Genomic DNA, 26,336 nt, shown 5'->3' with positions numbered 1-26,336 from the left:
CCGTTCCTCAAGGTCCACATAGCTGAACAGCGACCCGCTCGCCTCGTCCGTCCCGCGCATCATCACCCCCTTCGTGATCTGAAAAGGGTGAATCATGTTCTCAAATCCCTGTCCAGGCGGGGTTTTTCAGCAGCCTGTTAACCCCTTTCTTTCATAGCCAGTGACATACAAAGGGCCTCAAGAAAAAGCGTAGCTTTTTCGCAGAGTGTCCTTTGTATGGAGCGGTACTATAAATAGTATTGACCTGTAGTTATCTATACTCTATATATGTTATAATCCAATATATAAAGAGAAGTTATACCACCTGTCCACGGGGCGGCACAGCCGCCCCGTGGACAGGTGGTTTCTATTATATATACTGTATACAGATACTTAACCACCTCACGGGAAGTGGGGTGCTATTCTCTCGGGGGGGGGGCAAGCAAGTCCGCTGGTCAGAGCATCACTACGGCCTGTTTTGAGGTGCTTTTCTGGTTCCAGAAAGACCCTCGGAGTCGGGCTCAGAGTCAGGTCAAAATGATCCGGAAATGGGTGGGTTTTCCTGGTTCCCGATGTCTTCCTGGGTCCCGTAATATCAGGGTCTGATTCCGGCTTTATTCCGTATGAATCGAGCCTTGATATTCCTGCTTTGTTCTGCTTGGTTCGAGAGAGGTGGCTCGGGAAATCTGAACAGGTGAGTTAGGTGGATTGCCCGTAACGCGTAAACCAGCCGCGGTTCAAGTTTTTTGGCTACCTCTCAATACGTGTCGCGTTGCCCAAAAGTTGACAGCGTGATTGACTTGCAACAAGCCGACGCTGATCGGCCACAGGGGCAAATTCCTTCTTCCATTGTCTTCCCTATGCGCTAATGAGAGGCCATGCGAGGGCGAACAGGCAAAAAATTTATAGGACCGACAATCGCGGTTGCGCTTTGCGTGGCGGCGCCGGCATTGGGGGCGGACGAGGCGCGCATCGCAACCGGCTACAACAGCTACGGCTATCCCGGGCTGATCGATATGCCGGTGGCCAAGAGCCGGCCCGACGGTGAGCTTGCGTTCACCATCAGCAGCTTTGCCGGGCAGACCCGCAATACGATGACCTTCCAGTTGCTGCCGCGGCTGTCGGGCAGTTTCCGCTACGCGGTGCTGGACAAAGTCGCGGGTGGCGGCACGAGCACGCTTTACGACCGCAGTTTTTCGCTGCACTACCGGCTCGTCGACGAGGGGCGCGTGCGCCCGGCGCTGGCCATCGGGCTGAACGATTTTCTCGGCACCGGTGTCTATTCGTCGGAATACGTCGTCGCCACCAAGACGCTTGGCCGCCGCGTGCGGGTGAGCGGTGGCATTGGCTGGGGCCGGCTGGCCGGGGTCGGCGGGTTCACCAACCCGCTGGGGGTGTTCGATGATCGTTTCAAGACCCGCCCGCAGCGCAGTTTCGGCGTCGGCGGCGATGTGGAAACCGGCCAGTTCTTTCGCGGCGACGCCGCGCTGTTCGGCGGCATCGAGTGGCAGGCCACCGACCGGCTCAGGCTGGTGGCCGAGTATTCCCCGGATGCCTACCCGCGCGAGACACCGGCGGCGTTCAATCGCCGCTCACAGGTCAGCCTTGGCGCCACGTACAAGCTGCGCCCGGGGATCGACCTGTCGCTGCGCTACCTCTACGGCAGCCAGCTGGGCATTCAGATCACCTCGACGCTCAACCCCAAGGACCGGCCCAACCACGGCGGCCGCGACCCGGCGCCGCCGCCGGTGCTGGCGCGCCCGGCATCATCCGATGCCGCGCTGTCGTGGCGCGGCAACATCGAGGAGCGCGGCGCCTTGCGCGCCCGCCTCGCCGCGGCGCTCGGCAAACAGGGCGTGCGCCTGCACGGGTTTTCCATCGACGGCGCCCGCGCCCGGGTCGCGATCGAGAACACCGCCTATTCCCAGACCGCGCAGGCGGTGGGGCGCACGGCGCGGGTTCTCACCCGGCTGTTAGCCGCCCACATTGACCGTTTTGATATCACGCTGATCACCGACGGCATGCCAGTGACCGAACTGCGCATCCGCCGCGACGACATGGAAGCGCTGGAGCACGACCTGGAGGGCAGCTGGAAAAGCTTCGCGCGCACACACATCGCGGCCGCCGCCGATGGCCCGGGCCCCACGCCGGAGCGCTATCCGCGGCTCGACTGGGGGATCAAGCCCTACCTGAGCCCCAGCTTCTTCGACCCCGACGACCCGGTGCGCGCCGATATCGGCGCCCAGCTCGACTTCGCCTACGAACCCGTGCGCGGGGTCGAATTCTCGGGCAGCCTGCGCAAGAAGGTCGTCGGCAATCTCGACACGGCGACGCGCGTGTCGAACTCGGTGCTGCCGCATGTGCGCAGCGATTTCACCCGCTACGACAAGCAGGGCGATCCGGCGCTGATGCACCTCACGGGGGCGTATTACTTCAAGCCGGGGCGCGACGTTTATGGCCGGGTGACGCTGGGCTATCTCGAGCGGATGTATGGCGGGCTGTCGTCGGAGCTTTTGTGGAAGCGCGCCGACAGCCCGTTCGCGCTCGGGCTGGAGCTCAACTACGTCAAGCAGCGCGATTTCGACCAGCGCTTCGGGTTCCGCGACTACGAGGTCGCCACCGGCCATGTCTCGGCCTACTGGGACATGGGGAACGGGTTTCACGCGCAGATCGACGCCGGGCGCTACCTGGCGCGCGACTGGGGCGCGACCTTCTCGCTCGACCGCGAGTTCAGGAACGGCTGGAAGGTGGGCGCGTTTGCGACGCTGACCGACGTGCCCTTCGATGATTTCGGCGAGGGCTCCTTCGACAAGGGCATCCGCATCACGGTGCCGATCTCGTGGCTGACGGGCGAGCCCAACAAGGACGGGCTCAGCACCACGATCCGCCCGCTGACCCGCGACGGCGGCGCGCGCCTCGACGTGGACGGGCGGCTGTACGAGCGGGTGCGCCCCTTGCACAAGCCCGCCCTGCGCGACGGCTGGGGGAGGTTCTGGCGATGAGAGCCGCGGCGGCACACAGATCTCTGAGGCCGGCCGGCATGGCGCTGGCGCTGGCGGCGCTGCTGGCGGGCGGCTGCGACCGGCTGGGCGGGGCGCTGGAGCTGACCGGCAACGTGGCCGCCGTCGCCCCGCAGCCCACGGGCCCCGAGCGGCTGCGCGTGGCGATCCCGGAGACCGGCGCGCGCGCCACGCTGGCCCCGGTGGCCGAGAGCGGCGACGTGACGGTGTGGCAGACGCTCGACGGGATCACGCTGTCGCTGCAAGGCGGCGTGCTGATCGCGACGCGGGGCCTGGGCGATGACCTGATGTCGGCCGATGTGGCGGGCGACGTGGCGATGCTGCGCGGCACCGGCGGCGGGGGCTATTACCCGCATATCCGCACCTATCTCGACGGCGAGGACCAGACCGTGTTCCGCAGCTACCAGTGCCGCCGCACCGGGCAGGCGCGCACCACGCTGCAAATCGACGGCGCCGCGCGCGCCGCGCGCCGGATCGCGGCACGCTGCACCTCGCCGCGGCACGAATTCACCAACGTCTACTGGCTGGACGCGACTGGCACGGTGCTGAAGTCGCGGCAATGGATCAGCCCGGCGATGCAATACATGGAAACCGAGCGCGTGCTGCGCTAACAAAGACGCAGCGAATTGATAGACGCAACGAATTTCGGAGGGACAAGAATGAGACACGGCAGGGCCAGGCTTCGGGCGCGAACGGCAATGGGACTGGCGCTCGCCGCGGCGCTGGTCTTTCCCGGCGGGTGCGGTGTCGTCTACAACAGCCCCTCCGTCAGCCGCGCCGCCGGCGCGGGCATGGACGTGCGCGAGATCGCGCTGACCCCCGAAACGGTACTGCTGGCCAACCGCAGCCCTTACAGCCCCCGCAACCTGCCGCGCGAATTCCACGCCGCCGCGTCGGCCGGGCAGGCGCGCGGGATGGGCACGCTGCCCGCCGCGCCGGACACCCCCGACGAGCGCCCCGGCCGGCTGGAGCTGCGCCCGCCGCCGGATTTCACGCCGCCGCCCTATCGCCTCGGCGTCGGCGACGTGGTGCTGCTGGCCACCAAGCAGAACGGCAATTCGGTCGAGCGCCTGAGCGGCCTGCTCGCCGCGCAGACCCGGCGGCAGGGCTACACCGTCTCCGATGACAACGCGATTTCGATCCCCGATATCGGCCGGGTCGAGATCGGCGGCCTGACCCTGCAGGAGGCGCAGGACCGCATCTTCAAGTTCCTGCTGGAAAACCAGGTCGACCCGGCGTTCTCGCTGGAAGTGACCGACTTCAACTCGAAGAAGGTCACCGTGGGCGGCGCGGTGCGCCAGGCCGCGCGGGTGCCGGTCACGCTGGTTCCGCTGACCCTGGGCGACGCGCTGATCGCCACCGGCGGCGTACAGGTCCGCGACGAGCAGTTCGCCTCGATCCGGATCTACCGCGACGGCACACTCTACCAGATACCCTACCAGGATTACCTCGAACGCCCCGGGCTGCGCGAACTACCGCTCAAGAACGGCGACGCGGTCTATGTCGACACCACCTATGACGTCGACCGGGCGTTCGAGTTCTACCGCCAGGAGGTCGACGTCATCCGCCTGCGCAGCCAGGCGCGCCAGGACACGCTGGCCATGCTGGGCGCCGAGATGGGCCTGCGCCGCGGCATGCTCGACGAGCGCCGCGCCAATTTCCGCGCCCGCCAGGAGCTGGGCGCCGAGGCGCGTGACTACATCTACCTCGCCGGCGAGGTCGGCAAGCAGAACCGCATTGCCTTGCCCTATGAACAAGAAGCCAGCCTTGCCGATGTGCTTTACGGTAATGGCGGGTTCCCGACGATGACGGGTGATCCGTCAAACATCTACGTGCTGCGCCCGTCTATCAATCCGGGCGCGTTTGGCGCCGTGACGGCTTGGCATCTGGACGCGCGCAACGCCGTGAACATGACGCTGGCCACAAAGTTCGAGATGCGCCCCGGCGACATCGTTTTTGTCGAAGAACAGCCGATCACCAAGTGGAATCGCACGATCTCTTCGATCCTTCCGTCGCTTCTGAACAGAGGCCTGAGTGCCGTGACCGACTGATACGTCCGGCCCCCGAACCGTCTCGCGCGAGGGGGGGAGGAGCGGCCGGGCAAGGCGCCGCGCCTCGTGCGCGGGGGCGAAACAAGACAAAAGGGCGGCACCCGCGGGTGCCGCCCTTTTGTTTTCCATTCGCATGCCCCGCAAACCCGCCACGGCATCGCCGCGCCCTGCGGATCGGCGAGACCCGGTCAGTTCGTCCCGGTCGTCCCGGAAGAGCCGCTGGCACCGGCCACGGCCGCAACAAAGAGAAGGCCGACCGCCGCGGCACCGCCGCCGCCCAGACCGCCGTCCATGCCCGCGATGCCGCCGGGGCACTGCACCTGAAGCCGGGTGACACCGTTCTCGACGAACTCGGCGTTGTTGATGCCCTGGCCGCCGCAGGCCCCGATGCGCATCGCCATCTCCATGGCCGTCTCGTTGCCCTGACGGGCGAAGGTGTCCTGCGCCACGGCGGGCGCGGCCGTGACCAGGCCGGCGGCAAGCGCGAAGGCGGAAACTGTAAATCTCTTCATGGCGCGTAAATCCTTTTTCAAGCTTCACACCAACAATACACGCATCCCGCCCCGAAGAAAACAGAAAATCCAACCCGAAATCGTACCATAAAAAATTTAGCCAGCCTCGTAATAGCCTTTTCCATAGGCTCCGTAGGCCCCGTACTTGCCGCCATAGCCATAGCGGCGCATGCCCTTGGGGTCGATCTGTGCCAGCGCGATGCCGGTGACGCGCAGGTTGACCGATTCGAATTCGCGCAGCGCCGCGATGACCTGGGCGCGTAGCGTCCGGTCCCAGGCCACCGAGAACAGGATCGCGTCGACGTGCTGGCCGATCACCCGCGCGTCGGGCACCACCAGCACCGGCGGCGTGTCGATGATGACGAAGTCGTAGGCCTCGCGCGCCCGGACCATGAAGTCGCGGAACCGCTCGGAGGAAAACAGGTCGGCCGCGTTGGCGCGCGATTTCTCGCCCATCAGCACGTCGGCGCCGAGCCGGTCGTCGTGGAACACCACCTCGTGCAATGGCACCTCGCCCGACAGCGCAGTCAGGATCCCGCCCGCCGGCACGTCGCTGAAATATTGCGTGAGGGTGCGCCGCCGGATGTCGCCCTCGATCAGCAGCACCCGCCTGTCGAGCCCGGCCAGGTTCTGCGTCAGCGCGATGGACTGCGTCGTCTTGCCCTCGCCGGGCAGTGCCGAGGTCGACATGATCACCTTGGGCGGATTGTCGATATCCGACAGCAAGAGCGTGGTGCGCAGGTTGCGGATGGCCTCGGCCGAGGCCGAGGTCGGCTTGTCCTTCAGATACCCGATAAGATCGTCGCGTGCCTTGAAAGGCATCTTCGGGATCTGGCCCAGCACCGGCAGACCGGTCGCCGCCTCGATCTCCTCGGCGGTGCGGAAGGTGTTGTGCATGAACTGCCGCACCAGAACGACGGCCGCCCCACCCATGAGGCCCAATACCAGCGACAGCGCCAGGATCAGCGAAATGCGCGGCGCGACCTTCTTGCCGGGGATCGCGTCAGACAGCACCCGGCTGTCGGCCTGCTGCAGCCCGCGTTGAATGGTGGTTTCCTTCAGGCGTGTCAGGAACGTCTCATAAAGCGTGCGCGTGGTCTCGGCCTCGCGCGTCATCTGCTGGATGCGCACCAGGTCGGCGGATTGCCGATCGATCCGGTCCTGCAGGTTGCGGTAGGATTCCGCCAGCGCATTGGCCTGGCTGGCCATACGGTCAGCCTCGTTCCCCATGTTCGCAAGAACCGCGTCAAGGCGCTGGTTGAACATTGCCGGAGCATCGGCGTCGGTGTCGCCGTCCCGGATCGCGCGAAACAACTGTCGCAGCGTCGAGTCGCCGGTGGCCTCGACGATGGCGGTGCGCTCGCCGCGCGCGCGCAAGCCGCGCAGCCGCTCGGCCTGTTCCCTGACCACCTCGGCGCGGGTGCGCATCTCATCCAGCCGGTCGCGCAGATCCTTGGCCTGCAGGTTGAGACCTTCCAGCGCCTCGGGGCTGATCAGGTCGGTCTCGGACCGCGCGTCCTTAAGCGTGTCTTCCTTCTCGCGCAGCTCCTGTTCCAGCTCGGTCACCCGCTCCGAAAGCCACGCCACCGCCTGTTCGGTGGCCTCGAACTTCACCGCGATCTGCTCGGCAATGTAGAGATCGGCCAGCGCGTTCACGATCCGCGCCGATTTCTCGGAATTCCCGGTCGTGGCTCGAATGGTGAACACGTAAGTATCGCGTTGGACCGAGGCCGACAGTGCCTCGCGCAGCGCGTCGACGGTGTCATCGCGTGGCGATTTCGGCGGGCCGTCTTCTGCCGCGTCGCCGCTGTCCAGCAGGCCTTTCGCGGTGCCGATCACCTGCGACAGACCCGAGGGCGCGCGCAGATCGCTGTTGAACTCAGGGTCGTCGACCAGGTTCAACTCGTCCACGAGCTTGCCCAGCACCCGGCGCGACAGGATGATCTCGATCTCGGTGTTCAGCGCCGCCGTTTCGGTCGAGACGCCGGACATGACGCTTTCGATATCCACGACCTGGTTGGTGCGCATCTCCAGCGTGAGCTTGGCGCTGGACTCGTATCGGGACTCGGCCATGCCGAAGGCGTAATAGGCCCCGGCAATCAAGGCCAGCAGCGCCGCGATCGCGATCAGCCACTTTCCCCGCCACAAGGCGTGCGCCAACTCCATCAGGTCGATTTCGTCGTCGCCCGGCATGGCTTGCGAAGCCCGCGCATCGCTTTGATCAGATGCGCTAATTCTGGTTTCTTTCATATGACGCTCTGACAATGTAAATGCAATTGGCGCAGAATTAGCGCATCGCAAATGAGAATGACAGGATAAACTGGGCCGCTATGGGAGTGCGCGCCGCCGCCTCAGCCTTCTCCGGTTTGAATGAAACTGACACCATCGGCACTGATTGCCGCAGCGGTCAGGCGCCCGGTGGCGTAGGCACCGGTATCCACCGCGATCCGCCCTGCCGATGCCTGCGGCGCCTCGACGACAGTATGACCGTGGACAACCCATTGCCCGTCGGCGCGCGGCTTGCGGAGGAACTCGGGGTGGCCCCAGAGAAGCACATTGTCGGATTGATCGGTCATCGGCAGCTCGGGGTCGGCAGCGGCATGCACGGCCCAGACATTGCCGCTGTGCCATGACAGCGGGCGCGCCCTGAGCCACGCGATCATCGCCGCGCCCATCGCCGCAGCCAGCCGCTCGCGCACCTCATCGAGCGCCGCCGGATCGGTGCTGCCGCCGCGCGGCGGCGCAACGCCGAAACTGGCCAGCGCCTGCAAGCCGCCGTTTCTCAGCCATCTCGGCCCGTTCTTCGCAGGATCGTCGAGAAAATCCAGCAGCATGCGTTCGTGGTTGCCCATCAGGCAAACGACCGGCGGCGTGTCTTGGGGCGAAACCGACATCAACAGATCCAGCACATCGCGGCTCTGTTCGCCGCGATCAACGTAATCGCCCAGAAACACCACCGGCCATCCGGGGCAGCGCGCCTCGATCAGCCGGTCGATCTCCAGCAACAAATCCACACGACCATGCACGTCGCCGATGGCCACGAAGGGGCGCTCGGGTTGCAGGTCTGCGCTCGCCGGGGCGACCTCGGGCTCTACGGGCGGCGCCCCGCGGTTGAGTATTCGCGACAGAAGTCCCTTCATCCGGGAACATCCACTGAAAGCCGCTCTCGGTCTGGTTGGCGCTCAGCGGCGAGTATGCCTGTGAGCCTTTGATGTGCTTGTGGTGTGCTTGGGCTCGGTATCACTTGGTGTCCGTCGCTTCGTCGTGGTGCGGTGTGACAGGGTCGGCTTCGGTTTGGTGTGGTTCGTCGGGTTGGCGGTCTGGGGGTCGGATCAATTGATCGGCCTCGCGCGCGCAGCATGCGTTAAGTCTCCCGGTATCAATAATCAATCTTCCCAGCGACTACAGGCGCCACGAGACAAAAGCGAGCGTCAGCGAGTTTTTTCGAAGTGAGTCCCTGTATGGAAATGGGCTGGCGTCGGAGTTTGGTGCAATATCTTTTGCTCCACATCACACCGCACCACATCAAATCGAATCACACCAGATACAGATTGCAATACACAACTGCAATCTTTTTTGCAAAATGACTATTGGGAGCATTGCACACCTGTCCGCAACTCTCTAATCTGGAGGTGAGTGGGACAAGACTGCATGTATTGTAAGCTGTCGCTCGTTGCTTAGACCCACAATATGTTGTGGGTCGGGCACGGTTCGGTGAGGCTACCACATATGGTCGGCCCAGCTGAGCTTCCATATATTTTCTGTGCCACAGATTTTTGGGCCTCATGGCTTTCGCTCGAATGGGCGCGAGATAGACAACTGACTCTACTTGCAAGACGGGATGCTTCGTCCTGACAGTTGCCCCCTGATCCCCAAACATCTCACAAAACGGAGAAATTCCGGTATGAGAAGCGATCTCACTTTTAACGACGGCAGCGCCTACGGCTCGGTCTCCTGGGCTGCGCAACGGCTCGGGATGACCAAGGATCAGTTCTCTCGCAAACGCGAGGCCCTGAAGGCTGAGGGCTTTCCAGAGAAAGATCATGTCACCGACCTTTACCACAAGAGCGATGTAGATGCGTGGATCGCACAGCGCCGCCGTATTCCAGATGCGTCTGCCCCTTCGATCTATCAAGAACGCACCAGGGAGGAGATAAATCTGAATGCCGTTTAAGTCAGCCTTGTGGAATGGCTCTGATCCCTTGTACGCGCCCTGCCTGTCGTGGTCGGGCAGAGACCCTCATCACAGACAGGCACGCTGGAAGTGCCCATCGAAATACCTGACCGCCGGTTACAATGTGAAAGCGGTGAAGGTTGGAGAACCCGGCCACCCCGGTGATGGGCACCAGAAAGAGCGGGCGTTGCGATGCCGCCAGCTCACCCGGGAGCTCTTGCGCTGGTGGGAAGGTCTGGATCACTCGAAGGTCAAGCTTGGCTCCTGGCACTATCTGATCGGCCGATACAAATCTGACGAGTTTTCGCCGATACACGAGGTGAAGGGAAACACGAAGCAGGGCTACCTTCAGCAGCTTGCAAAGCTGGAAGTCGTTGTGGGGCATATGCAGATCGAGGATCTGACCTACGAGCAAATCAAGCGAGCGCAAAAGGCCATGGAGGAAAAGGGGCGGTCCGTTTCCTACATCCATCGCTTCTTCAATACGCTCCGGCGCGTAGCGCGGTACGGAAAAGCGCTGCAGATCAGGGAAGCGGCTGCTGTTGCGGAGACACTCGGCGAGATGCGGTTCCAGGTTGGTGCCGGCCGGCAAGCGGCGCCGACACGTGAGCAGGTCTACAAGATCGTCGCCGAAGCTGACGCAGAGGGCATGCCGGATTTCGCATTGGGCATACTGCTGCAGTTCGAGCTGACCCTAAGAGCGGTCGATGTGCGTGGTCAATGGCTCGCCACGGATGAGCTTGAAGGCGGTATCATCCGAAATGGCAAGCGCTGGCAGGATGGCCTGACCTGGGACATGTTCGACCCCGATCTGAGCGGATTTTCGAAGGTGATCTCCAAGACGGCAAAAAGCCTGCCCGAGCCCTATTGTTTTGATCTCGCTCCGCTGCCCGAAATCCAGTCCCGGCTTCGCCTCTTGCGCCCCGATGAGCCGGTCGGACCGGTGATTCGGTCCACGCGTGCACATGGGCTGCCCTATACGATCAGCGGCTGGTCACAGGCCTGGGCACGTCTGCGCAAGGTTGCGGGTCTGCCGGCAAACATCTGGATGATGGATGTGAGAGCCGGCGCAGTCACCGAAGCGAAAAGCCTCGGGGTCGATCCATATGCGCTCCGGGATGCGGCTCAGCACGCCAGCGTCTCGACGACGAACCGCTACTCGAGGAGCCGAAGCGAGGGGGCGAACCAGATCGTCCAACTGCGCCGCAAAAAGTAGTTGGATCAATTCGCGAACATCATCGTTCCAACACGTTCCAACAGGTCTGGCGCACTTCTGCTAAGTGCTTGAAACAGTGGTGAGCCGTGCAGGATTCGAACCTGCGACCCACTGATTAAAAGTCAGTTGCTCTACCAACTGAGCTAACGGCCCACTGGACGCGGTATCTAGAAAGCGCGGGGCGGGGGGTCAACCCCGAATCGCCGGTTTCTTGCGTGGCGGCTGGATTCGCGGCGCGGCGCGGTCTATATGCCCGGCCATGAGCGATCAGGCACGGGCGGAATTGCCCTTCATGAAGATGCACGGGCTGGGCAACGATTTCGTTGTCGTGGATGCGCGTGCGCGCGCGATCGATCTGCCGCCGGCGCTGATTTGCGCGTTGGCCGACAGGCGCCGCGGCATCGGGTTCGACCAGTTGGCGGTGATCTCGGCCGGGGCGGGGGATGCGCACCTGACGTTCTATAACGCCGACGGCTCGGAATCGGCGGCATGCGGGAACGCGACGCGCTGTATCGCGCGCCACCTGATGCGCGAGACGGGCAAGGAGGTGTTGCACCTGTCCACCGCGCGCGGCGAGCTTGCGGCCCGCGATGCCGGCGGCGGGATGACATCCGTCAACATGGGCGCGCCGCAGCTTGGTTGGCGCGAGGTGCCGCTGGCGCGCGAGGTGGACACGCTGGCCCTGCCGATCGAGGGGGCGCCGGTTGCCACCGGCATGGGCAACCCGCATTGCACCTTTTTCGTTGACGATGCCGAGGCCGTTGACCTTGCCGCGCGCGGCGCCGCGATCGAGACGCACGAGTTGTTCCCCGAGCGCACCAACGTGCAGTTTGCCGCGCTGACCGGCCCCGACCGCCTGCGCGTGCGGGTGTGGGAGCGCGGCGCGGGCGTCACGCCGGCCTCTGGCTCTTCGTCCTGCGCGGTGGCTGTGGCGGCGGTGCGGCGCGGGTTGACGGGGCCGCGGGTGCGCGTCGATCTGGACGGTGGGTCGCTGGACGTGGAATGGCGCGACGATGGCGTCTGGATGACCGGCCCGACGATGCACGTGGCCGACGGCTGGCTGACGCCCGAATTCCTGGAGGCGGTGTCATGACCGCGCGCACGCCGATCTTTTCGACCCTCGGCTGCCGGTTGAACAGCTACGAGACTCAGGCGATGCGCGATCTGGCGGCGCAGGCCGGGGTCGAGGGCGCGGTGGTGGTCAATACCTGCGCCGTCACCGCGCAGGCGGTGCGCAAGGCGCGCCAGGAAATCCGCCGCCTGAAGCGCGAGAACCCGCAGGCGCGGCTGATCGTGACCGGCTGCGCCGCGCAGACCGAGCCGCAGACATTCGCCGCGATGGACGAGGTCGATGCGGTGATCGGCAACAGCGAGAAGATGCAGCCCGACACATGGGCGCGGCTGGCGCCCGATTTCACCGGAGAGACGGAGCGCGTGCAGGTCGACGACATCATGAGCGTGCGCGAAACCGCCGGTCATCTGATCGACGGGTTCGGTACCCGTAGCCGCGCCTATGTGCAGGTGCAGAACGGCTGCGACCATCGCTGCACCTTTTGCATCATCCCTTATGGGCGGGGCAACTCGCGCAGCGTACCCGCCGGCGTGGTGGTCGAGCAGATCAAGCGGCTGGTCGATCGCGGGTTCAACGAGGTGGTCCTGACCGGCGTCGACCTGACAAGCTGGGGCGCCGATCTGCCGGCGCAACCGCGGCTGGGCGACCTGGTCATGCGCATCCTGCGGCTGGTGCCCGATCTGCCGCGGTTGCGTATCAGCTCGATCGACAGCATCGAGGCGGACGACAACCTGATGCAGGCCATCGCCACCGAGCCGCGCCTGATGCCGCATCTGCATCTGAGCCTGCAACACGGCGACGACCTGATCCTGAAACGGATGAAGCGTCGCCACCTGCGCGATGACGCGATCCGTTTCTGCGAGGAGGCGCGGCGCCTGCGCCCCGACATCACCTTCGGCGCCGATATCATCGCGGGCTTTCCAACCGAGACCGAGGCGATGTTCGACAATTCGCTGCGGCTGGTCGCAGACTGTGGCCTGACATGGCTGCATGTCTTTCCGTTCAGCCCGCGAGCCGGCACCCCGGCGGCGCGCATGCCGCAGGTCGACGGGCGCGCGATCAAGGACCGGGCGGCGCGGTTGCGGGCGGCGGGAAAGGCGCGCGTGGCGGCGCACCTGGCGGCACAGGTGGGTCGCGACCATCCGGTGCTGATGGAAAGCCCGCGCATGGGCCGCACGCCGCATTTCGCCGAAGTGGCCTTTGGCAGCGACCGTCCCGAGGGCGCCATCGTCACGGCCCGGATGGCCGGGCACGACGCCTCGCAACTGACCGCCGCCTGACCGCGCGCGCCGAGACCCAGGAGACATTGTAATGCACCCCAACCCCGTCTTTCGCACTTCAGGCACGCCGCAGGACATTGCTCTTGTCCGCGACCGTGGCTTTGGCACGCTGGCGGTGAACGGCGATGCCGGGCCGCTGATGTCGCATGTGCCTGTGCTGCTGTCGCCCGACGCGGACCGGGTCGAGATGCACCTGGTGCGATCCAACCCGATCGCGCGGCTGGCCATGCCGGTGCCGGCGGTGATCGCGGTGACCGGGCCGGATGGCTATGTTTCGCCCGACTGGTACGGCGCAGAGGGTCAGGTGCCCACCTGGAACTATGTCGCCGTGCATCTGCGCGGGCGCCTGGTGGCGTTGGAGCCGGGCGACATGCGTGCGCATCTCGACCGGCTGTCGGATCATTTCGAGGCGCGCATTGCCGGCAAGCCGCCCTGGACCACCGACAAGATGGACGCGAGCGCGCTGGACCGCATGATGCGCCAGATCCTGCCCTTCCGCCTGGAGGTGGACGGGATCGAGGGTACCTGGAAGCTGAACCAGAACAAGGCCGACACGGTGCGCCTGCGTGCGGCCGACCATGTCGAGGCCGGTATCGGGGCCGAGCTTGCGGCGCTGGCCGGCCTGATGCGCGCGCCGCCCGACGCGGGCTGATCCGCCGCGCCTTGCACGGCGCGACAGGCGCTGTACTGTGGCCCGCGAACGCAGCAACGGAGCGCGCGCATGAAACTAGTCTATTCACCGGCCTCACCCTTTGTCCGCAAGGTGCTGGTCTGTCTGGACGAAACCGGACAGACCGACGACGTGGAACTGGTGCAGGTAAAGACCTCGCCTGTCGCCACCGCCGACGAGGTCGCGAGCGCCAACCCGCTGGGCAAGATACCGGCGCTGATCCGCACCGACGGCCCGGCGATCTATGACAGCCGGGTCATAACGCGGTTCCTGGATGCACGGGCGGGCGGCGGCTTGTACCCCGACGCTCGTATCTGGGAGACGCTGACCCTGGAGGCCACCGCCGACGGGATCATGGATGCCGCGGTGAGCATCACCTACGAGACCCGCCTGCGCCCGGCCGACAAGGTGTTCGACGGCTGGATGGACGCGCAGTGGGCCAAGGTGACCCGGGCGCTCGACGCGCTGGAAGGCCGCTGGATGAGCCACCTGTCGGGCCCGCTGGACATGGGGCAGATCGCGGTCTGCTGTGCGCTGGGCTACCTTGATTTCCGCCACGATGCGCGCAACTGGCGGCAGGGACGCGTGGCGCTGGCGGAGTGGCATGCCCGCTTTGCCGAGCGCCCCGCGATGGCCACCACGCAGCCGCGCGACTGAGCCCCGCCGCACGCGCCCCGGCGCGGCGGGGGAGGCGAGCGCGGTCACGGGCGGCCCACGGGTGAGCGCGACAGATCACCGCTGCGTCGCGCTCTGTCGCGTGCGCACGGCATTGACCGCTGGACCTGAGCGAAATCCCCCGCTAAATAGCACCCCGATAGGTCGTGTACGCACGGACATCAAACGCACGGGCCAACCGGCCGAAGAATGGAGAAACCCTCGTGTCCCACGCAGAAGATCACGAAGGCACCCGCAGAGATTTCCTCTACTACGCCACCGCCGGCGCAGGTGCCGTAACCGCAGGTGCTGCCGTTTGGCCGCTTGTGAACCAGATGAACCCCTCGGCGGACGTGCAGGCGCTCAGCTCGATCCGGGTCGATGTGGGCGGTGTCGAGCCAGGCACGCAACTGACCGTGAAATGGTTGGGCAAGCCGGTGTTCATCCGCCGCCGTACCGAGGCCGAAATCGAGACCGCACGCGCCGTCGAAGTGTCGGAACTACCCGACGGAATCGCGCGCAACGAGAATATAGACGGCCAGGTTCCCGCGACCGACGAGAACCGCGCGCTTGATGAAGCCGGCGAATGGCTGGTTCAGATGGGTGTGTGCACGCACCTTGGCTGCGTGCCGATCGGCAACGCCGGTGATTACGCGCTCGATGGCAATATCGGTGGTTGGTTTTGTCCCTGCCACGGCTCGCACTACGATTTGTCAGGCCGCATCCGCAAGGGGCCCGCGCCCGAGAACCTGCCGGTGCCCGTGGCCGAATTCGTCGACGACGCGACGATCAAACTGGGCTGAGGATACGCATCATGGCTGGAATTCCGCACGATCACTATGAACCGAAGACCCGGGGCGAGAAGTGGCTGCACAGCCGCCTGCCCATCGTCGGGCTTCTCTACGACACGATCATGATCCCCACGCCCAAGAACCTGAACTGGATGTGGATCTGGGGCATCGTCCTGACCTTCTGCCTGGCGTTGCAGATCGTGACCGGCATCATCCTGGCGATGCATTACACGCCGCATGTCGATCTGGCCTTCGCCAGCATCGAACATATCATGCGCGACGTGAATGGCGGGCACATGCTACGCTATCTGCACATGAACGGCGGCTCGCTGTTCTTCCTGGCGGTGTATCTGCACATTTTCCGCGGGCTCTACTACGGCTCGTACAAGGCACCGCGCGAGATCACCTGGATCATCGGCATGCTGATCTACCTGCTGATGATGGGAACGGCCTTCATGGGCTATGTTCTGCCCTGGGGGCAGATGTCGTTCTGGGGGGCCACGGTGATCACCGGGCTGTTCGGCGCGATCCCGTTGATCGGCGAACCGATCCAGACATGGCTCCTGGGTGGGCCGGCGGTGGGCAACCCGACGCTGAACCGCTTTTTCAGCCTGCACTACCTGCTGCCGTTCGTCATCGCGGCGTTGGTGGCCATCCATATCTGGGCCTTCCACACCACCGGCAACAACAACCCCACGGGTGTCGAGGTGCGGCGCGGATCGAAGGCCGAGGCGGAAAAGGACACGGTGCCGTTCTGGCCCTATTTCGTGATGAAGGACCTGTTCGCGCTGGGCGTGATCCTGATCATCTTTTTCGCGGTCGTGGGCTTCATGCCCAACTACCTGGGCCACCCCGACAACTATATCGAGGCCAACCCGCTCGCCACTCCCGCTCATATCGTGCCGGAATGGTACTTCCTGCCCTTCTACGCCATCCTGCGGGCGTTCACCTCGGATGTCTGGGTGGTGATGTTCGCAAGCTGGATCACCGGCGGGATCATCAACGCCAAGTTCTTCGGTGTGATCGCGATGTTCGGGTCGATCATCGTGATGTTCCTGGTGCCGTGGCTGGATACCAGCCGTGTGCGCTCGGGGCGTTACCGCCCGATGTTCAAGTGGTGGTTCGCGCTGCTGTGCCTCGATTTCGTGGTGTTGACGTGGGCCGGGGCGATGCCCGCCGAGCCGCCCTATTCGATCATCTCGCTGATCGGGGCGACTTACTGGTTCGCCTACTACCTGGTCATCCTGCCGCTGCTGGGCGTCTTAGAGAAGCCCGAACCGCAGCCCGAGACGATCGAGGATGACTTCGCGGCCCATTACGGCAAAGCCGGCACCCCCGCCGAATAAGAAAGGAAACGGGACAATGCTCAAGAAACTAAGCCTTGCCGCAGTTGCCGCCCTGACCCTTTCGGGTGGGATGGCGCTGGCCGCCGAGGGCGAGGGCCACATCGAGGACGTGGCGTTTTCCTTCGAAGGCCCCTTCGGCACCTTCGACCAGAACCAGCTGCAGCGCGGGCTCAAGGTCTACACGCAGGTCTGCGCAAGCTGCCATGGCATGAAATACGTGCCCCTGCGCACCCTGGGTGACGAGGGCGGGCCGAACCTTCCCGACGACCAGGTGCGCGCCTACGCCGAACGTTACGAGGTGTTCGACCCCGCGCTGGACGACTACCGCCCGGCCAAGCCGACCGATCACTTCCCCGAAGGTATGGACCCCAACGCGCCGGACCTGTCGCTGATGGCGAAAAAGCGCGCCGGGTTCCACGGCCCCTATGGCACTGGCCTAAGCCAGCTTTTCAAGGGCATGGGCGGGCCGGAATACATCACGGCAATCCTCACCGGCTATACCGGCGAAGACAAGATGGAAGCGGGCACGCTGTTCTACGAGAACACCGCCTTCCCCGGCGGCTGGATCGCCATGGCGCCGCCGCTTTATGGCGAGGATGTGGAATTCGACGACGGCGCGCCCAACGACGTGCAGAGCGAGGCCGAGGACGTGGCCGCCTTCCTGATGTGGGCAGCCGAGCCCAAGATGATGGCGCGCCAGCATGCCGGCCTGGTCGGGGTGCTGTTCCTGACCGTGCTGACCGTGCTGTTGTACCTGACCAACAAGCGTATCTGGGCACCGATCAAGGGTAGGAAATCCACCTGATCCAACGAGCCTGATGCGGACAATGAATGCCCCGCCCGATCACTCGGGCGGGGCTTTTCCATGGGCGGCCGGGGTCACGACCCGAGGTAGCGGCGCAGCGCCGGGGGCGGATCGGCAAGCAGGGCGCCGGTATCGCACGGAGGTTCGGCGCGGCCGTCGGCGACAAGCACGGTGCGCGGCGCGATCCGCCGGGCATCGGCGGGGTCGTGGCTGACCATCAGCAGCGTCGCGCCGGTTTCATCCATCAGTTCGTCCACCAGCCCCAGCATCTCGGTCTTGAGCGCCGGGCCGAGCGCGGCAAAGGGCTCGTCCAGCAGGACCAGCGGCTGGCGCTGGACCAGCACGCGGGCCAGCGCCACGCGCACCTGCTGACCCCCCGATAGCTGCCCCGGTTTGCGCGCCTCGAACCCGGTCAGCCCTACCCGCTCGATCGCGTGCGCCACGCGCTGGCGGTCGGCCCGGTCAAGCCGCAGGTCGGGCCGCGCCCCCAGCCCGATATTCTGCGCGACCGTGAAATGCGGCAGCAGGTTGTTGTCCTGGAACACGATCGCGCAGCCTCGCTGCGCCGGGGGCAGGGCGGTGATGTCGAGCCCGTCCAACAGGACTCGACCCGCCGTGGGTTGCAGGAACCCGGCAATGACATCCAGCAGCGTCGATTTGCCCGCCCCGCTGGGCCCGATCATGGCGACGCGGGCGCCGGTCTCGACGCTGAAATCGGCCGCAAGGTGGAATGCGCCCTGGCGGATCTCGACGGCCTCAAGCGTCAGCATCGGCGCGCCCTCCCTGATCAAGCAGCCAGAACACCGCCAAGGACAACGTCAGCAACAGCAGCCCGGCGCCGGCGGCGGCGTCCATCCTGTAGGCGCCCATGAGACGCAGGATCTGCAGCGGCAGCGTGGCGATATCGGGGTCGGCGAACAGCGCGATCACCCCCAGGTCACCGATCGACAGGGCCGCCGCCAGCCCGGCGGCAAAACCGATCTGCCGGCGCAGCCGCGGCAGAATCACCAGCCGCAGCCGGTCGCGCGCGCGCATCCCCAGGCTGTCGGCGAGGCGGCCGAAATCGGCAACGGTGTCGCGCAATTGCGGGATCATCACCCGCAGCGCGAAGGGCAACGCCATCACCGCGTTGACCAGCGCCGTCACCGGCAGGGCCAGCGCCGTGGGGTCGGCCCACGGGTTGATCAGCACGAACAACCCCACCCCGATGACCAGCGGCGAGGCGGCGATGCCCAGCAGGCCGACCACCTCGAGCCACGGGCGCTTGAGCGCCGCCAGCGCCATCGGAAGCGCCAGCGCAAGCGTCAGCACGGTCGAGGCCGCCGCGACCCCCAAGGACACGGCCGCCGCGCGCCAGACCGCGACGGGCAGCCCGGCCAGCGCCGCGCCGCCGCGCCAGACGATCGCTGCCATCGGGGTCAGCAAAAACGCCGCCACAAGCAACAGCACGGCCGCGTCCAGCAGCCGCAAGGCCGGCGTTTCGGCGTCGAAGCGGCGCAAGCTGCGGTCGAGCCCGGCCCCGAACCCGCCCGCTTGCGTGACGCGCAACGCCGCCAGCGCCGCCAGCGTGACCAGCGCCAACTGGATGCTGGCCAGCACCGCCGCGCGGCCGAGGTCGAAATCGAAGCGGAACGCCTGGTAGATGGCCAGCTCGACAGTGGTGGCACGGGGCCCGCCGCCCAGCGTCAGCGCCACGGCAAAACTGCTCAGGCAGATGGCGAAGATCACCATTAGGGCGCCGGGCAGCATCGCGCGCAGCATCGGCCATTCGAGGTGGCGCATGACGTCGGTGGGTGTCATCCCGAGGCTCGCAGCCAGCCGGAATCGCTCGGCCGGGATGGATTGCCAGCCTTGCAGGATGATCCGCGTGGCCAACGGCAGGTTGAAAAAGACGTGCGCCAGGACCACGCCGTGCAGGCCGTAGATGCGTATCCCCGGCAGGCCAAGCGCATCCAGCCCGGCATTGACCAGCCCGCCACGCCCGAACACCGCCAGCAGCCCCAGCACGGCCACGATCACCGGCAGGATGAATGGCGCGCCGAGCGCGGTAATCAGCAATCGCCGCCCGGCAAAGCGCCGCCGCGCCAGCGCCCGGGCGGCGGGGATGGCAAGCGCCACACTGATCAGCGCCGAAAGCGCCGCCTGCGTCAGGGTAAAGCGCAGCGCGGCCCAATCGGCGGGGCCGGGCCAGCCGCCCCCGCCTGCGCGCCACAGCACCGCGGCCACCGGGGCGAGGATCACGGCGGCGACCAGCGCCGCCGCGACATGCCCGGGCGCGCCGCGCGCTATCGCGACAGCGCGCGCAGCCACTCTTCGAGCGCCTTGTCGCGCACCTCGTCAGCCTCATCGGCGGGGACGAGCAGGGATTTCTCCGGCGCGATCAGGGTATCGAACGCATCCGGCAGACCGCCCTGTGGCATGACGGCGGGATACATCCAGTTGGTGGTCGGGATGATCGACTGGAACTCCTCGCCGGTCATGAATTCCAGAAAGCGATCGGCCAGTTCGGGCTGGTCGGTACCGGCCAGCTTGCCGGCCACCTCGATCTGCATGTAGTGGCCCTCGTCGAAGGGCACTGCGACCTTGCTGTCATCATCTTCGGCGATCATGTGGTAGGCGGGCGAGGTGGTGTAGGAAAGCGCCATGTCGGCCTCGCCTTCCAGGAACAGCCCGTAAGCTTCGGACCAGCCCTTGGTGACGGTGACGATGTTATCCGACAGCCCGCGCCAGATGTCTTCGGCGTCGCCGTCATAGGCGGTTTTCACCCACATCAGCAGGCCCAGCCCGGGCGTGGACGAGCGCGGATCCTGGATCACGATACTGGTGTCGCTGGCGGCCAGGTCACGGAAATTGGCCGGCAGGTCGGCCCCGGCATTGGCGACAAAAGCGAAATACCCCCAGTCGAACGGCACGAATAGCGGATCGTCCCAGGCGATGGGCAGATCGTATTCGGCGCTGACGGAATGGGGCGCGAACAGCCCGGTCTCGGCGGCCGCCGCCGTCAGCCCGGTGTCGAGGCCCAGCACGATGTCGGCATCGGTGCGTGCCCCTTCCAGCCGCAGCCGCGCCAGCAGCGCGGCGCCGTCGCCGGTGCCCACGAACTTCAGCGTGCAGTCGCAGGTTGTCTCGAACGCCTTCTTGACCGCGGGCCCGGGGCCCCAGTCGCTGACGAAGCTGTCATAGGTATAGACGGTAAGCGTGGGTGTCTCGGCCACCGCGATGGTGGCGGCGAACAGTCCCGTGGCAAGTGCAAGATACTTCATGGCATCCTCCTTTGTTGCGACGGGCGGAGCAAGTCAGGAGGCGAATCCAACCCTTCCCTCCGCCGGTCTTAACCGGTTCAGGTTCAACGGGTTCGCCAAAATGGCATCTCAGCCCTGCGCGCGGCGGGGCACCCCGAGGTGTCACGCAACCTAGGCCGCTGCCGCGTTCGCTTCAACCCGAAACCGCTTGAGCGGTGCGCGCGCCCCCGCTAGACCCGTGCCCAAAGGAGCCCGCGATGAGCCTCAACACCTTCGGCCACCTGTTCCGCGTCACCACCTGGGGAGAAAGCCACGGGCCGGCCATTGGCGCCACGGTCGATGGCTGCCCGCCCGGCGTGCCGATCGACGCGGGCGCGATCCAGCATTGGCTGGACCGGCGCAAGCCGGGGCAGAGCAAATACACGACCCAGCGGCGCGAGGCGGATGCCGTGCGCATAATGTCGGGGGTGTTCGAAGGCCAGACCACCGGCACGCCGGTACAGTTGATGATCGAGAACACCGACCAGCGGTCGAAGGATTACGGCGACATCGCCGAGAAATTCCGCCCCGGCCATGCCGACATCACCTATTGGCAGAAATACGGCATCCGCGACTATCGCGGCGGTGGGCGCTCCAGCGCCCGCGAAACTGCGGCGCGCGTGGCCGCCGGCGGGCTGGCCCGCGCGGCGGTCGCGGCGTTGGCACCGCGGGTCGAGATCAAAGGCTACATGACGCAAGTCGGAACGCTGGGGATAGACCGCGACCGGTTCGACTGGTCCCAGATCGACGCCAATCCGTTCTGGTGCCCCGACGCGCAGGCGGCCGGGGACTGGGCGGATTACCTCGACCGGCTGCGCAAGGCCGGCAATTCGGTCGGCGCGGTGGTCGAGGTGGTGGCGCGGGGGCTGCCCGCGGGGCTGGGCGCGCCGGTCTATGGCAAGCTCGACACCGACCTGGCCGCCGCGATGATGAGCATCAACGCCGTCAAGGGGGTCGAGATCGGCGAGGGCATGGCAGCGGCGGCGCTCACCGGCGAGGACAACGCCGACGAGATATTCATGGGCAACGATGGCCAGCCCGTCTATTCCAGCAACCACGCCGGCGGCATCCTCGGCGGGATCAGTACCGGGCAGGAGGTGGTGGTGCGGTTTGCGGTCAAGCCGACAAGCTCGATCCTGCGCCCGCGCCAGACCATCACCAAGGCGGGCGAGGCGACCGAGATCGTCACCAAGGGCCGCCATGACCCCTGCGTGGGTATCCGCGCCGTACCGGTGGGCGAGGCGATGATGGCCTGCGTGATCCTAGACCATCTGCTGCTGCATCGCGGTCAGGTGGGCGACAACCGCGGCTCGATCGGGTGACGTTCAGACCAGGCCGCGTTTTCGCGGCCACCGTTTCGTTATTGAGTATTTTTGGAAAGATGAAGATGCGCGATGTGACCGAAACGGCGATGCGCGTTTCTTCTGGCCACAAATATCCCCGCCGGAGGCTCCGGCGCTCGCACCTTGCGCGGCGTCGGGGCATGGGCGCGGGCTTTCAGGTTCTGTTATGTTGGTGGCGCAGGTGATGCGGGCCGGGGTAGAGCCCTCGGCAACAGGAGAAACAAGATGGCGGAACTGGGTGATCTGATCGACCAGGGGCGCGGGGTGGTGCCCGCCGACCTGGTGTTGCGGGGCGGGCGGGTGTTCGACCTGGTCACCGGCGCGATGATCGAGGGCGACGTGGCCATCTGCGGCGACACCGTTGTCGGCATCGGTGCCGGCTACGAGGGGCGCGAGGTTGTCGACGTGAGCGGCCACATCCTGGTGCCCGGCTTCATCGACACGCATCTGCATATCGAAAGCTCGATGGTCACGCCGTTCGAGTTCGACCGCTGTGTCGGCCCGCGCGGGGTGACAACGGCAATCTGCGACCCGCACGAGATCGCCAACGTGATCGGGGTCGAGGGCATCCGCTATTTCCAGCGGGCCTCGGAACATACGCTGATGGACATCCGTGTGCAGCTCAGTTCCTGCGTGCCATCAACCGAGATGGAGACATCGGGCGCGCGGATCGGGGCGCGGGACCTGGCGGACCTGCGCGGACATCCGTCGGGCATCGGGCTGGCCGAGTTCATGAACTACCCCGGCGTGCTGGCCAAGGACGCGGGCGTGCTGGCCAAGCTGGAAATGTTCCGCGGCGGCCACATTGACGGGCATGCACCGCTGTTGTCGGGGCGCGACCTGAACGCCTATGTCGCCGCTGGCATCCGCACCGAGCACGAGGCGACCACCGCCGAGGAGGCACGCGAGAAGCTGCAACGCGGGATGCGGGTGCTGATCCGCGAAGGATCGGTTTCAAAGGACATGCGCGCGCTGGCGCCGGTGCTGAGCGACGTGACGGCGCCCTACATGGCGCTGTGCACCGACGACCGCAACCCGCTGGACATCGCCGAGCACGGGCACCTCGATTACATGATTCGCAGCCTGATCGCGCTGGGCTGTTCGCCGCTGGCGGTTTACCGTGCCGCCAGCCTGTCGGCGGCCGAGGCATTCGGCCTGCGTGATCGGGGCCTGATCGCGCCGGGGCGGCGGGCCGATATCGTGGTGCTGGACAGCTTGGAAGAGTGCCGCGCCGCGCGGGTTTTCTGCGCCGGACGCGAGATGACACCGGCCGCCTTTGCCGCGCGCGGCGACGTCGCGCCGGTGGGGCGCGGTTCGGTTCGCGCGCCACGGGTGACGGCGGCGGATTTCCGCACAGCCACGAACCGCGAAGAAACCGACGTCATCGGTATCCTGGACGGCAAGATCATCACCGAGCATCTGCACGAAGATGTGCCCATTGCCGATGGCGACAAGCACCCCGACCCGGCGCGCGATCTGGCGCGCATCGCGGTGGTCGAACGGCACGGGCACAACGGCAACATCGCCACCGGGTTCGTGCGTGGCTTCGGGATGCAAGCCGGCGCCATCGCCTCGACCGTCTGCCACGACCATCACAACATCGTGGCAGTGGGCGTGGATTACGACGATATGGCGATGGCGGTAAACCGGCTGGGCGAGATCGAGGGCGGCTTTGCCGTGGTGCGCGGCGGCGTGGTGATGGCCGAACTGGCGTTGCCCGTCGCGGGGTTGATGAGCCTGGAGCCGTTCGAGGAGGTACGCGACCGCCTGGTCGATCTGCGCGCGGCGGCGGTGACGCTGGGCGTGACGCTGGAGGAACCCTTTCTGCAACTGGCTTTCCTGGCGCTGCCGGTGATTCCGGCACTCAAGATCACCGATCGCGGCATGGTGGACGTGACCCGGTTCGAGATTATCGGGTAGCAATATTTCCGCATTGCGGAAGCGTATTCCATTTATTGACGAGCCGTCGTCAAGCGACTAGTTTTCGGCGTCAAGTGCGCCGCACGCCCGGCGAGTAATTCCACGAGGAAGGTGACAGATGTCCGATACCCAGCAGGTGAACGACCTGATTTCCATCGAAAAGCAGGGCGACATCGCCCTGGTGTGCATCGACAACCCGCCGGTGAATGCCACCGGGCAGGTGGTTCGCCAGGGGCTGGACGAGGCCATTGCCCGTCTCGACGCCGATACGTCCGTCAAGGCCATTGCCATCTACGGGGCCGGGCGCACCTTTGTCGCGGGTGCCGACATCAAGGAATTCGGCAAGCCCCCGCAGCCGCCCGCGCTGCCCGAGGTCTATGACCGGATCGAGGCCTGCGAAACCCCGGTCGTCACCGTCATGCACGGAACCGCCCTGGGCGGCGGGCTGGAACTGGCGCTGGCTACCCATGCGCGCGTCGGTATCGAGGGGCTGCGCGTGGGCCTGCCCGAGGTGGCGTTGGGCTTGTTGCCCGGCGCCGGCGGCACGCAGCGGTTGCCGCGCCTGACGGGTATTGCCTTTGCGCTGGACGCCTGCCTGTCGGGCCGCCATGTGCCCGCGCAAGAGGCGCTGGAGGCCGGCGTGATCGACCGGCTTGAGACGGGCGAGCCGCGCGATGTGGCGCTGAAGGCGGCGCAGGACGCGGCCACCGGCACGCTTGAAACCCGACGCACCGGCGATCTGGACGTCACGCCGGACGACGCCACGCTGGACCAGACGGCTGACAAGCTGCGCAAGACGCAGGCGCTGCTGTTCTCTCCGCACAAGATCGTCGAATGCATCCGCACAGCCGCCAAGACGCCGCTGGACGAGGGGCTGCAATTCGAACGCGCGGCGTTCATGGAATGCATGGACACGCCGCAGCGCGCCGGGCTCATCCACGCCTTTTTCGGCGAACGCGCGGTCAGCAACATCCCCGAGGCCAAGGGCGATGCGCGCCGGATCGAAAAGGTCGGCATCATCGGCGGCGGCACGATGGGATCTGGGATCGCCACCGCCTGCCTGCTGGCCGGGCTGCCGGTGCGCCTGATCGAGGTGGCGCAAGAGGGACTGGACCGTGGCGTGGCCACGATCACCGGCAATATCGACGGCGCCGTCAAGCGCGGCAAGCTGGCCGCCGACAAGCGCGACGCGACGCTGGCGATGCTTGAGCCGTCGCTGGCAATGGACGATCTGGCCGATGTCGATCTGGTGATCGAGGCGGTGTTCGAGGACATGGGCGTCAAGACCGATATCTTCGGCAAGCTCGACAGGATCTGCAAGCCCGGCGCGGTGCTGGCCTCGAACACCTCATACCTGGACATCAACGAGATCGCCGCCGCCACCGCGCGCCCGCAGGACGTTCTGGGGCTGCACTTCTTCAGCCCCGCGCATGTGATGCGACTGCTGGAAATCGTTGTCGCCGACAAGACCGCGCCCGATGTCGTGGCGACCGGGTTTGCCCTTGCCAAGCGGTTGAAAAAGGTCGGCGTGCGCGCCGGTGTCTGCGACGGGTTTATCGGCAACCGCATCCTGTCGCATTACGGCAAGGAGGCCGCCTACCTGGTGCTGGACGGCGCCACGCCGCAGCAGGTGGATAGCGCGCTCGAAGGCTTCGGGTTTGCCATGGGGCCACACAAGGTGGGCGATCTGGCGGGGCTGGATATCGGCTGGGCCACGCGCAAGCGCAAGGCCGGCAGCCGCGACCCCGATGAGCGCTATGCCGGTGCGGTGGCCGACCGCATTTGCGAACAAGGCTGGTTCGGGCGCAAGACCGGCAAGGGCTATTATGTCTACGAGGGCAAGGATATCCGCCCCAACCCCGATGTCGCCCGCATCATCGACGAAGAGCGCGCCAAGGTCGGGATCACCCCGCAGGAGTTCACCGATCAGGAGATCATCGATCGCTACATGACCGCGATGATTTCCGAGGCCGCGCGCGTGGTCGAGGACGGCATCGCACGGCGCCCGCTGGATGTGGATATGGTGCTGCTGTTCGGCTACGGCTTCCCGCGGTTTCGCGGCGGGCCGCTGCACTACGCCGACACCATCGGCGCGGCCGAACTGGTCCGTCGCATCGAGGGCTACGCCGAGGAGGATGCGCATTACTGGCAAGTGCCCGACATCCTGCGCCGCATGGCCGCCGACGGCACGACCTTCGCCGACATGAACAAGGAAGCCTGAG

21 protein-coding genes, 1 tRNA gene and 1 riboswitch are annotated in these 26,336 nt (G+C 65.8%); of the genes, 15 read left to right on the top strand and 7 right to left on the bottom strand.

All coding sequences use genetic code 11. The annotated features are described in order from the left end of the window. The first annotated feature begins 914 nt into the window (after positions 1–914). The 3 genes from Q0L89_RS02435 (at position 915) to Q0L89_RS02425 (ending at position 5,050) form a co-directional block, all read left to right on the top strand. Positions 915–2,981, top strand: a complete 2,067-nt coding sequence (locus Q0L89_RS02435; RefSeq protein ID WP_296762252.1) for a YjbH domain-containing protein — start codon at positions 915–917, stop codon at positions 2,979–2,981. Between the two features lie 38 nt (positions 2,982–3,019). Continuing rightward, positions 3,020–3,610 carry a YjbF family lipoprotein gene (locus tag Q0L89_RS02430; protein ID WP_296762251.1) on the top strand — a complete coding sequence of 197 codons (591 nt, stop codon included), beginning with the start codon at positions 3,020–3,022 and terminating at the stop codon, positions 3,608–3,610. 87 nt (positions 3,611–3,697) lie between these two features. Further along, the gene (locus Q0L89_RS02425) at positions 3,698–5,050 is read left to right on the top strand and encodes a polysaccharide biosynthesis/export family protein (RefSeq protein ID WP_296762249.1); all 1,353 of its coding nucleotides are present in this window, start codon (positions 3,698–3,700) and stop codon (positions 5,048–5,050) included. Between the two features lie 188 nt (positions 5,051–5,238). Here Q0L89_RS02425 and Q0L89_RS02420 read toward each other — a convergent pair whose 3' ends face one another. From Q0L89_RS02420 to Q0L89_RS02410, 3 genes are all read right to left on the bottom strand, one after another. Then, on the bottom strand, positions 5,239–5,562 hold the full coding sequence (locus Q0L89_RS02420; RefSeq protein WP_296762248.1) for a hypothetical protein: 324 nt from the start codon (positions 5,560–5,562) through the stop codon (positions 5,239–5,241). Between the two features lie 96 nt (positions 5,563–5,658). Next, complete coding sequence (locus tag Q0L89_RS02415) at positions 5,659–7,755, bottom strand: Wzz/FepE/Etk N-terminal domain-containing protein (RefSeq protein ID WP_296762247.1); 2,097 nt, start codon at positions 7,753–7,755, stop codon at positions 5,659–5,661. A 158-nt stretch (positions 7,756–7,913) separates the two neighbouring features. After that, positions 7,914–8,702 (bottom strand): metallophosphoesterase, encoded by a 789-nt coding sequence (locus Q0L89_RS02410; RefSeq protein ID WP_296762246.1) that lies wholly within the window; start codon positions 8,700–8,702, stop codon positions 7,914–7,916. 764 nt (positions 8,703–9,466) lie between these two features. On the opposite strand from Q0L89_RS02410, the gene Q0L89_RS02405 reads away from it, so the two are divergent. Beyond that, positions 9,467–9,736 (top strand): hypothetical protein, encoded by a 270-nt coding sequence (locus Q0L89_RS02405; RefSeq protein ID WP_296762244.1) that lies wholly within the window; start codon positions 9,467–9,469, stop codon positions 9,734–9,736. Further along, positions 9,726–10,952, top strand: a complete 1,227-nt coding sequence (locus Q0L89_RS02400) for a recombinase (RefSeq protein WP_296762243.1) — start codon at positions 9,726–9,728, stop codon at positions 10,950–10,952. The genes Q0L89_RS02405 and Q0L89_RS02400 overlap by 11 nt, the downstream gene beginning before the upstream one ends. A gap of 77 nt (positions 10,953–11,029) precedes the next feature. Here Q0L89_RS02400 and Q0L89_RS02395 read toward each other — a convergent pair. Then, positions 11,030–11,105, bottom strand: a tRNA-Lys gene (locus Q0L89_RS02395). Between the two features lie 106 nt (positions 11,106–11,211). Between Q0L89_RS02395 and dapF the strand changes: the two genes are divergently transcribed. The 7 genes from dapF to Q0L89_RS02360 all read left to right on the top strand — a co-directional run bounded on the left by dapF (position 11,212) and on the right by Q0L89_RS02360 (position 17,570). Further along, a complete protein-coding gene (dapF, locus tag Q0L89_RS02390; protein WP_296762241.1) occupies positions 11,212–12,045 on the top strand; it encodes a diaminopimelate epimerase in 834 nt (277 codons plus the stop codon). Continuing rightward, positions 12,042–13,304, top strand: coding sequence for a tRNA (N(6)-L-threonylcarbamoyladenosine(37)-C(2))-methylthiotransferase MtaB (mtaB, locus tag Q0L89_RS02385; RefSeq protein WP_296762240.1), 1,263 nt, complete (start codon positions 12,042–12,044; stop codon positions 13,302–13,304). Before dapF ends, mtaB begins: the two co-directional genes overlap by 4 nt. Positions 13,305–13,335: 31 nt before the next feature. Continuing rightward, positions 13,336–13,956 carry an FMN-binding negative transcriptional regulator gene (locus tag Q0L89_RS02380; RefSeq protein WP_296762238.1) on the top strand — a complete coding sequence of 207 codons (621 nt, stop codon included), beginning with the start codon at positions 13,336–13,338 and terminating at the stop codon, positions 13,954–13,956. A gap of 69 nt (positions 13,957–14,025) precedes the next feature. Continuing rightward, a complete protein-coding gene (locus Q0L89_RS02375; protein ID WP_296762237.1) occupies positions 14,026–14,631 on the top strand; it encodes a glutathione S-transferase in 606 nt (201 codons plus the stop codon). Positions 14,632–14,852: 221 nt separating this feature from the next. After that, the gene (gene petA, locus Q0L89_RS02370; RefSeq protein WP_296762236.1) at positions 14,853–15,431 is read left to right on the top strand and encodes a ubiquinol-cytochrome c reductase iron-sulfur subunit; all 579 of its coding nucleotides are present in this window, start codon (positions 14,853–14,855) and stop codon (positions 15,429–15,431) included. An 11-nt stretch (positions 15,432–15,442) separates the two neighbouring features. Next, the gene (petB, locus tag Q0L89_RS02365; protein ID WP_296762235.1) at positions 15,443–16,765 is read left to right on the top strand and encodes a cytochrome b; all 1,323 of its coding nucleotides are present in this window, start codon (positions 15,443–15,445) and stop codon (positions 16,763–16,765) included. A 16-nt stretch (positions 16,766–16,781) separates the two neighbouring features. Further along, a complete protein-coding gene (locus tag Q0L89_RS02360; RefSeq protein ID WP_296762233.1) occupies positions 16,782–17,570 on the top strand; it encodes a cytochrome c1 in 789 nt (262 codons plus the stop codon). 74 nt (positions 17,571–17,644) lie between these two features. On the opposite strand, the gene Q0L89_RS02355 is transcribed toward Q0L89_RS02360, so the two are convergent. From Q0L89_RS02355 to thiB, 3 genes are read right to left on the bottom strand one after another with little or no spacing between them, the layout of a single operon-like run. Next, positions 17,645–18,340: an ATP-binding cassette domain-containing protein gene (locus Q0L89_RS02355; RefSeq protein WP_296762232.1), complete on the bottom strand. Its 696-nt coding sequence runs from the start codon at positions 18,338–18,340 to the stop codon at positions 17,645–17,647. Next, positions 18,327–19,880 carry an ABC transporter permease subunit gene (locus tag Q0L89_RS02350; RefSeq protein WP_296762231.1) on the bottom strand — a complete coding sequence of 518 codons (1,554 nt, stop codon included), beginning with the start codon at positions 19,878–19,880 and terminating at the stop codon, positions 18,327–18,329. The genes Q0L89_RS02355 and Q0L89_RS02350 overlap by 14 nt, the downstream gene beginning before the upstream one ends. Then, the gene (gene thiB, locus Q0L89_RS02345) at positions 19,856–20,833 is read right to left on the bottom strand and encodes a thiamine ABC transporter substrate binding subunit (protein WP_296762229.1); all 978 of its coding nucleotides are present in this window, start codon (positions 20,831–20,833) and stop codon (positions 19,856–19,858) included. Before thiB ends, Q0L89_RS02350 begins: the two co-directional genes overlap by 25 nt. 37 nt (positions 20,834–20,870) lie before the next feature. Next, positions 20,871–20,979, bottom strand: a riboswitch (TPP riboswitch). 90 nt (positions 20,980–21,069) lie between these two features. Between thiB and aroC the strand changes: the two genes are divergently transcribed. The 3 genes from aroC (at position 21,070) to Q0L89_RS02330 (ending at position 26,335) form a co-directional block, all read left to right on the top strand. Then, positions 21,070–22,173, top strand: coding sequence for a chorismate synthase (aroC, locus tag Q0L89_RS02340; RefSeq protein ID WP_296762228.1), 1,104 nt, complete (start codon positions 21,070–21,072; stop codon positions 22,171–22,173). Positions 22,174–22,419: 246 nt separating this feature from the next. After that, entirely contained in the window at positions 22,420–24,114 is a 1,695-nt protein-coding gene (gene ade, locus Q0L89_RS02335) for an adenine deaminase (protein ID WP_296762227.1), read from the top strand. 118 nt (positions 24,115–24,232) lie between these two features. Continuing rightward, on the top strand, positions 24,233–26,335 hold the full coding sequence (locus Q0L89_RS02330; protein WP_296762225.1) for a 3-hydroxyacyl-CoA dehydrogenase NAD-binding domain-containing protein: 2,103 nt from the start codon (positions 24,233–24,235) through the stop codon (positions 26,333–26,335). The last annotated feature ends 1 nt before the right edge of the window (position 26,336 follow it).

The organism is Sediminimonas sp., assembly GCF_024637375.1.
In the GTDB taxonomy this organism is placed as follows: Bacteria; Pseudomonadota; Alphaproteobacteria; order Rhodobacterales; family Rhodobacteraceae; genus Sediminimonas.
The sequence above is the reverse complement of the archived record's forward strand: the minus strand, read 5'-3'. Positions and strand labels throughout refer to the sequence as shown.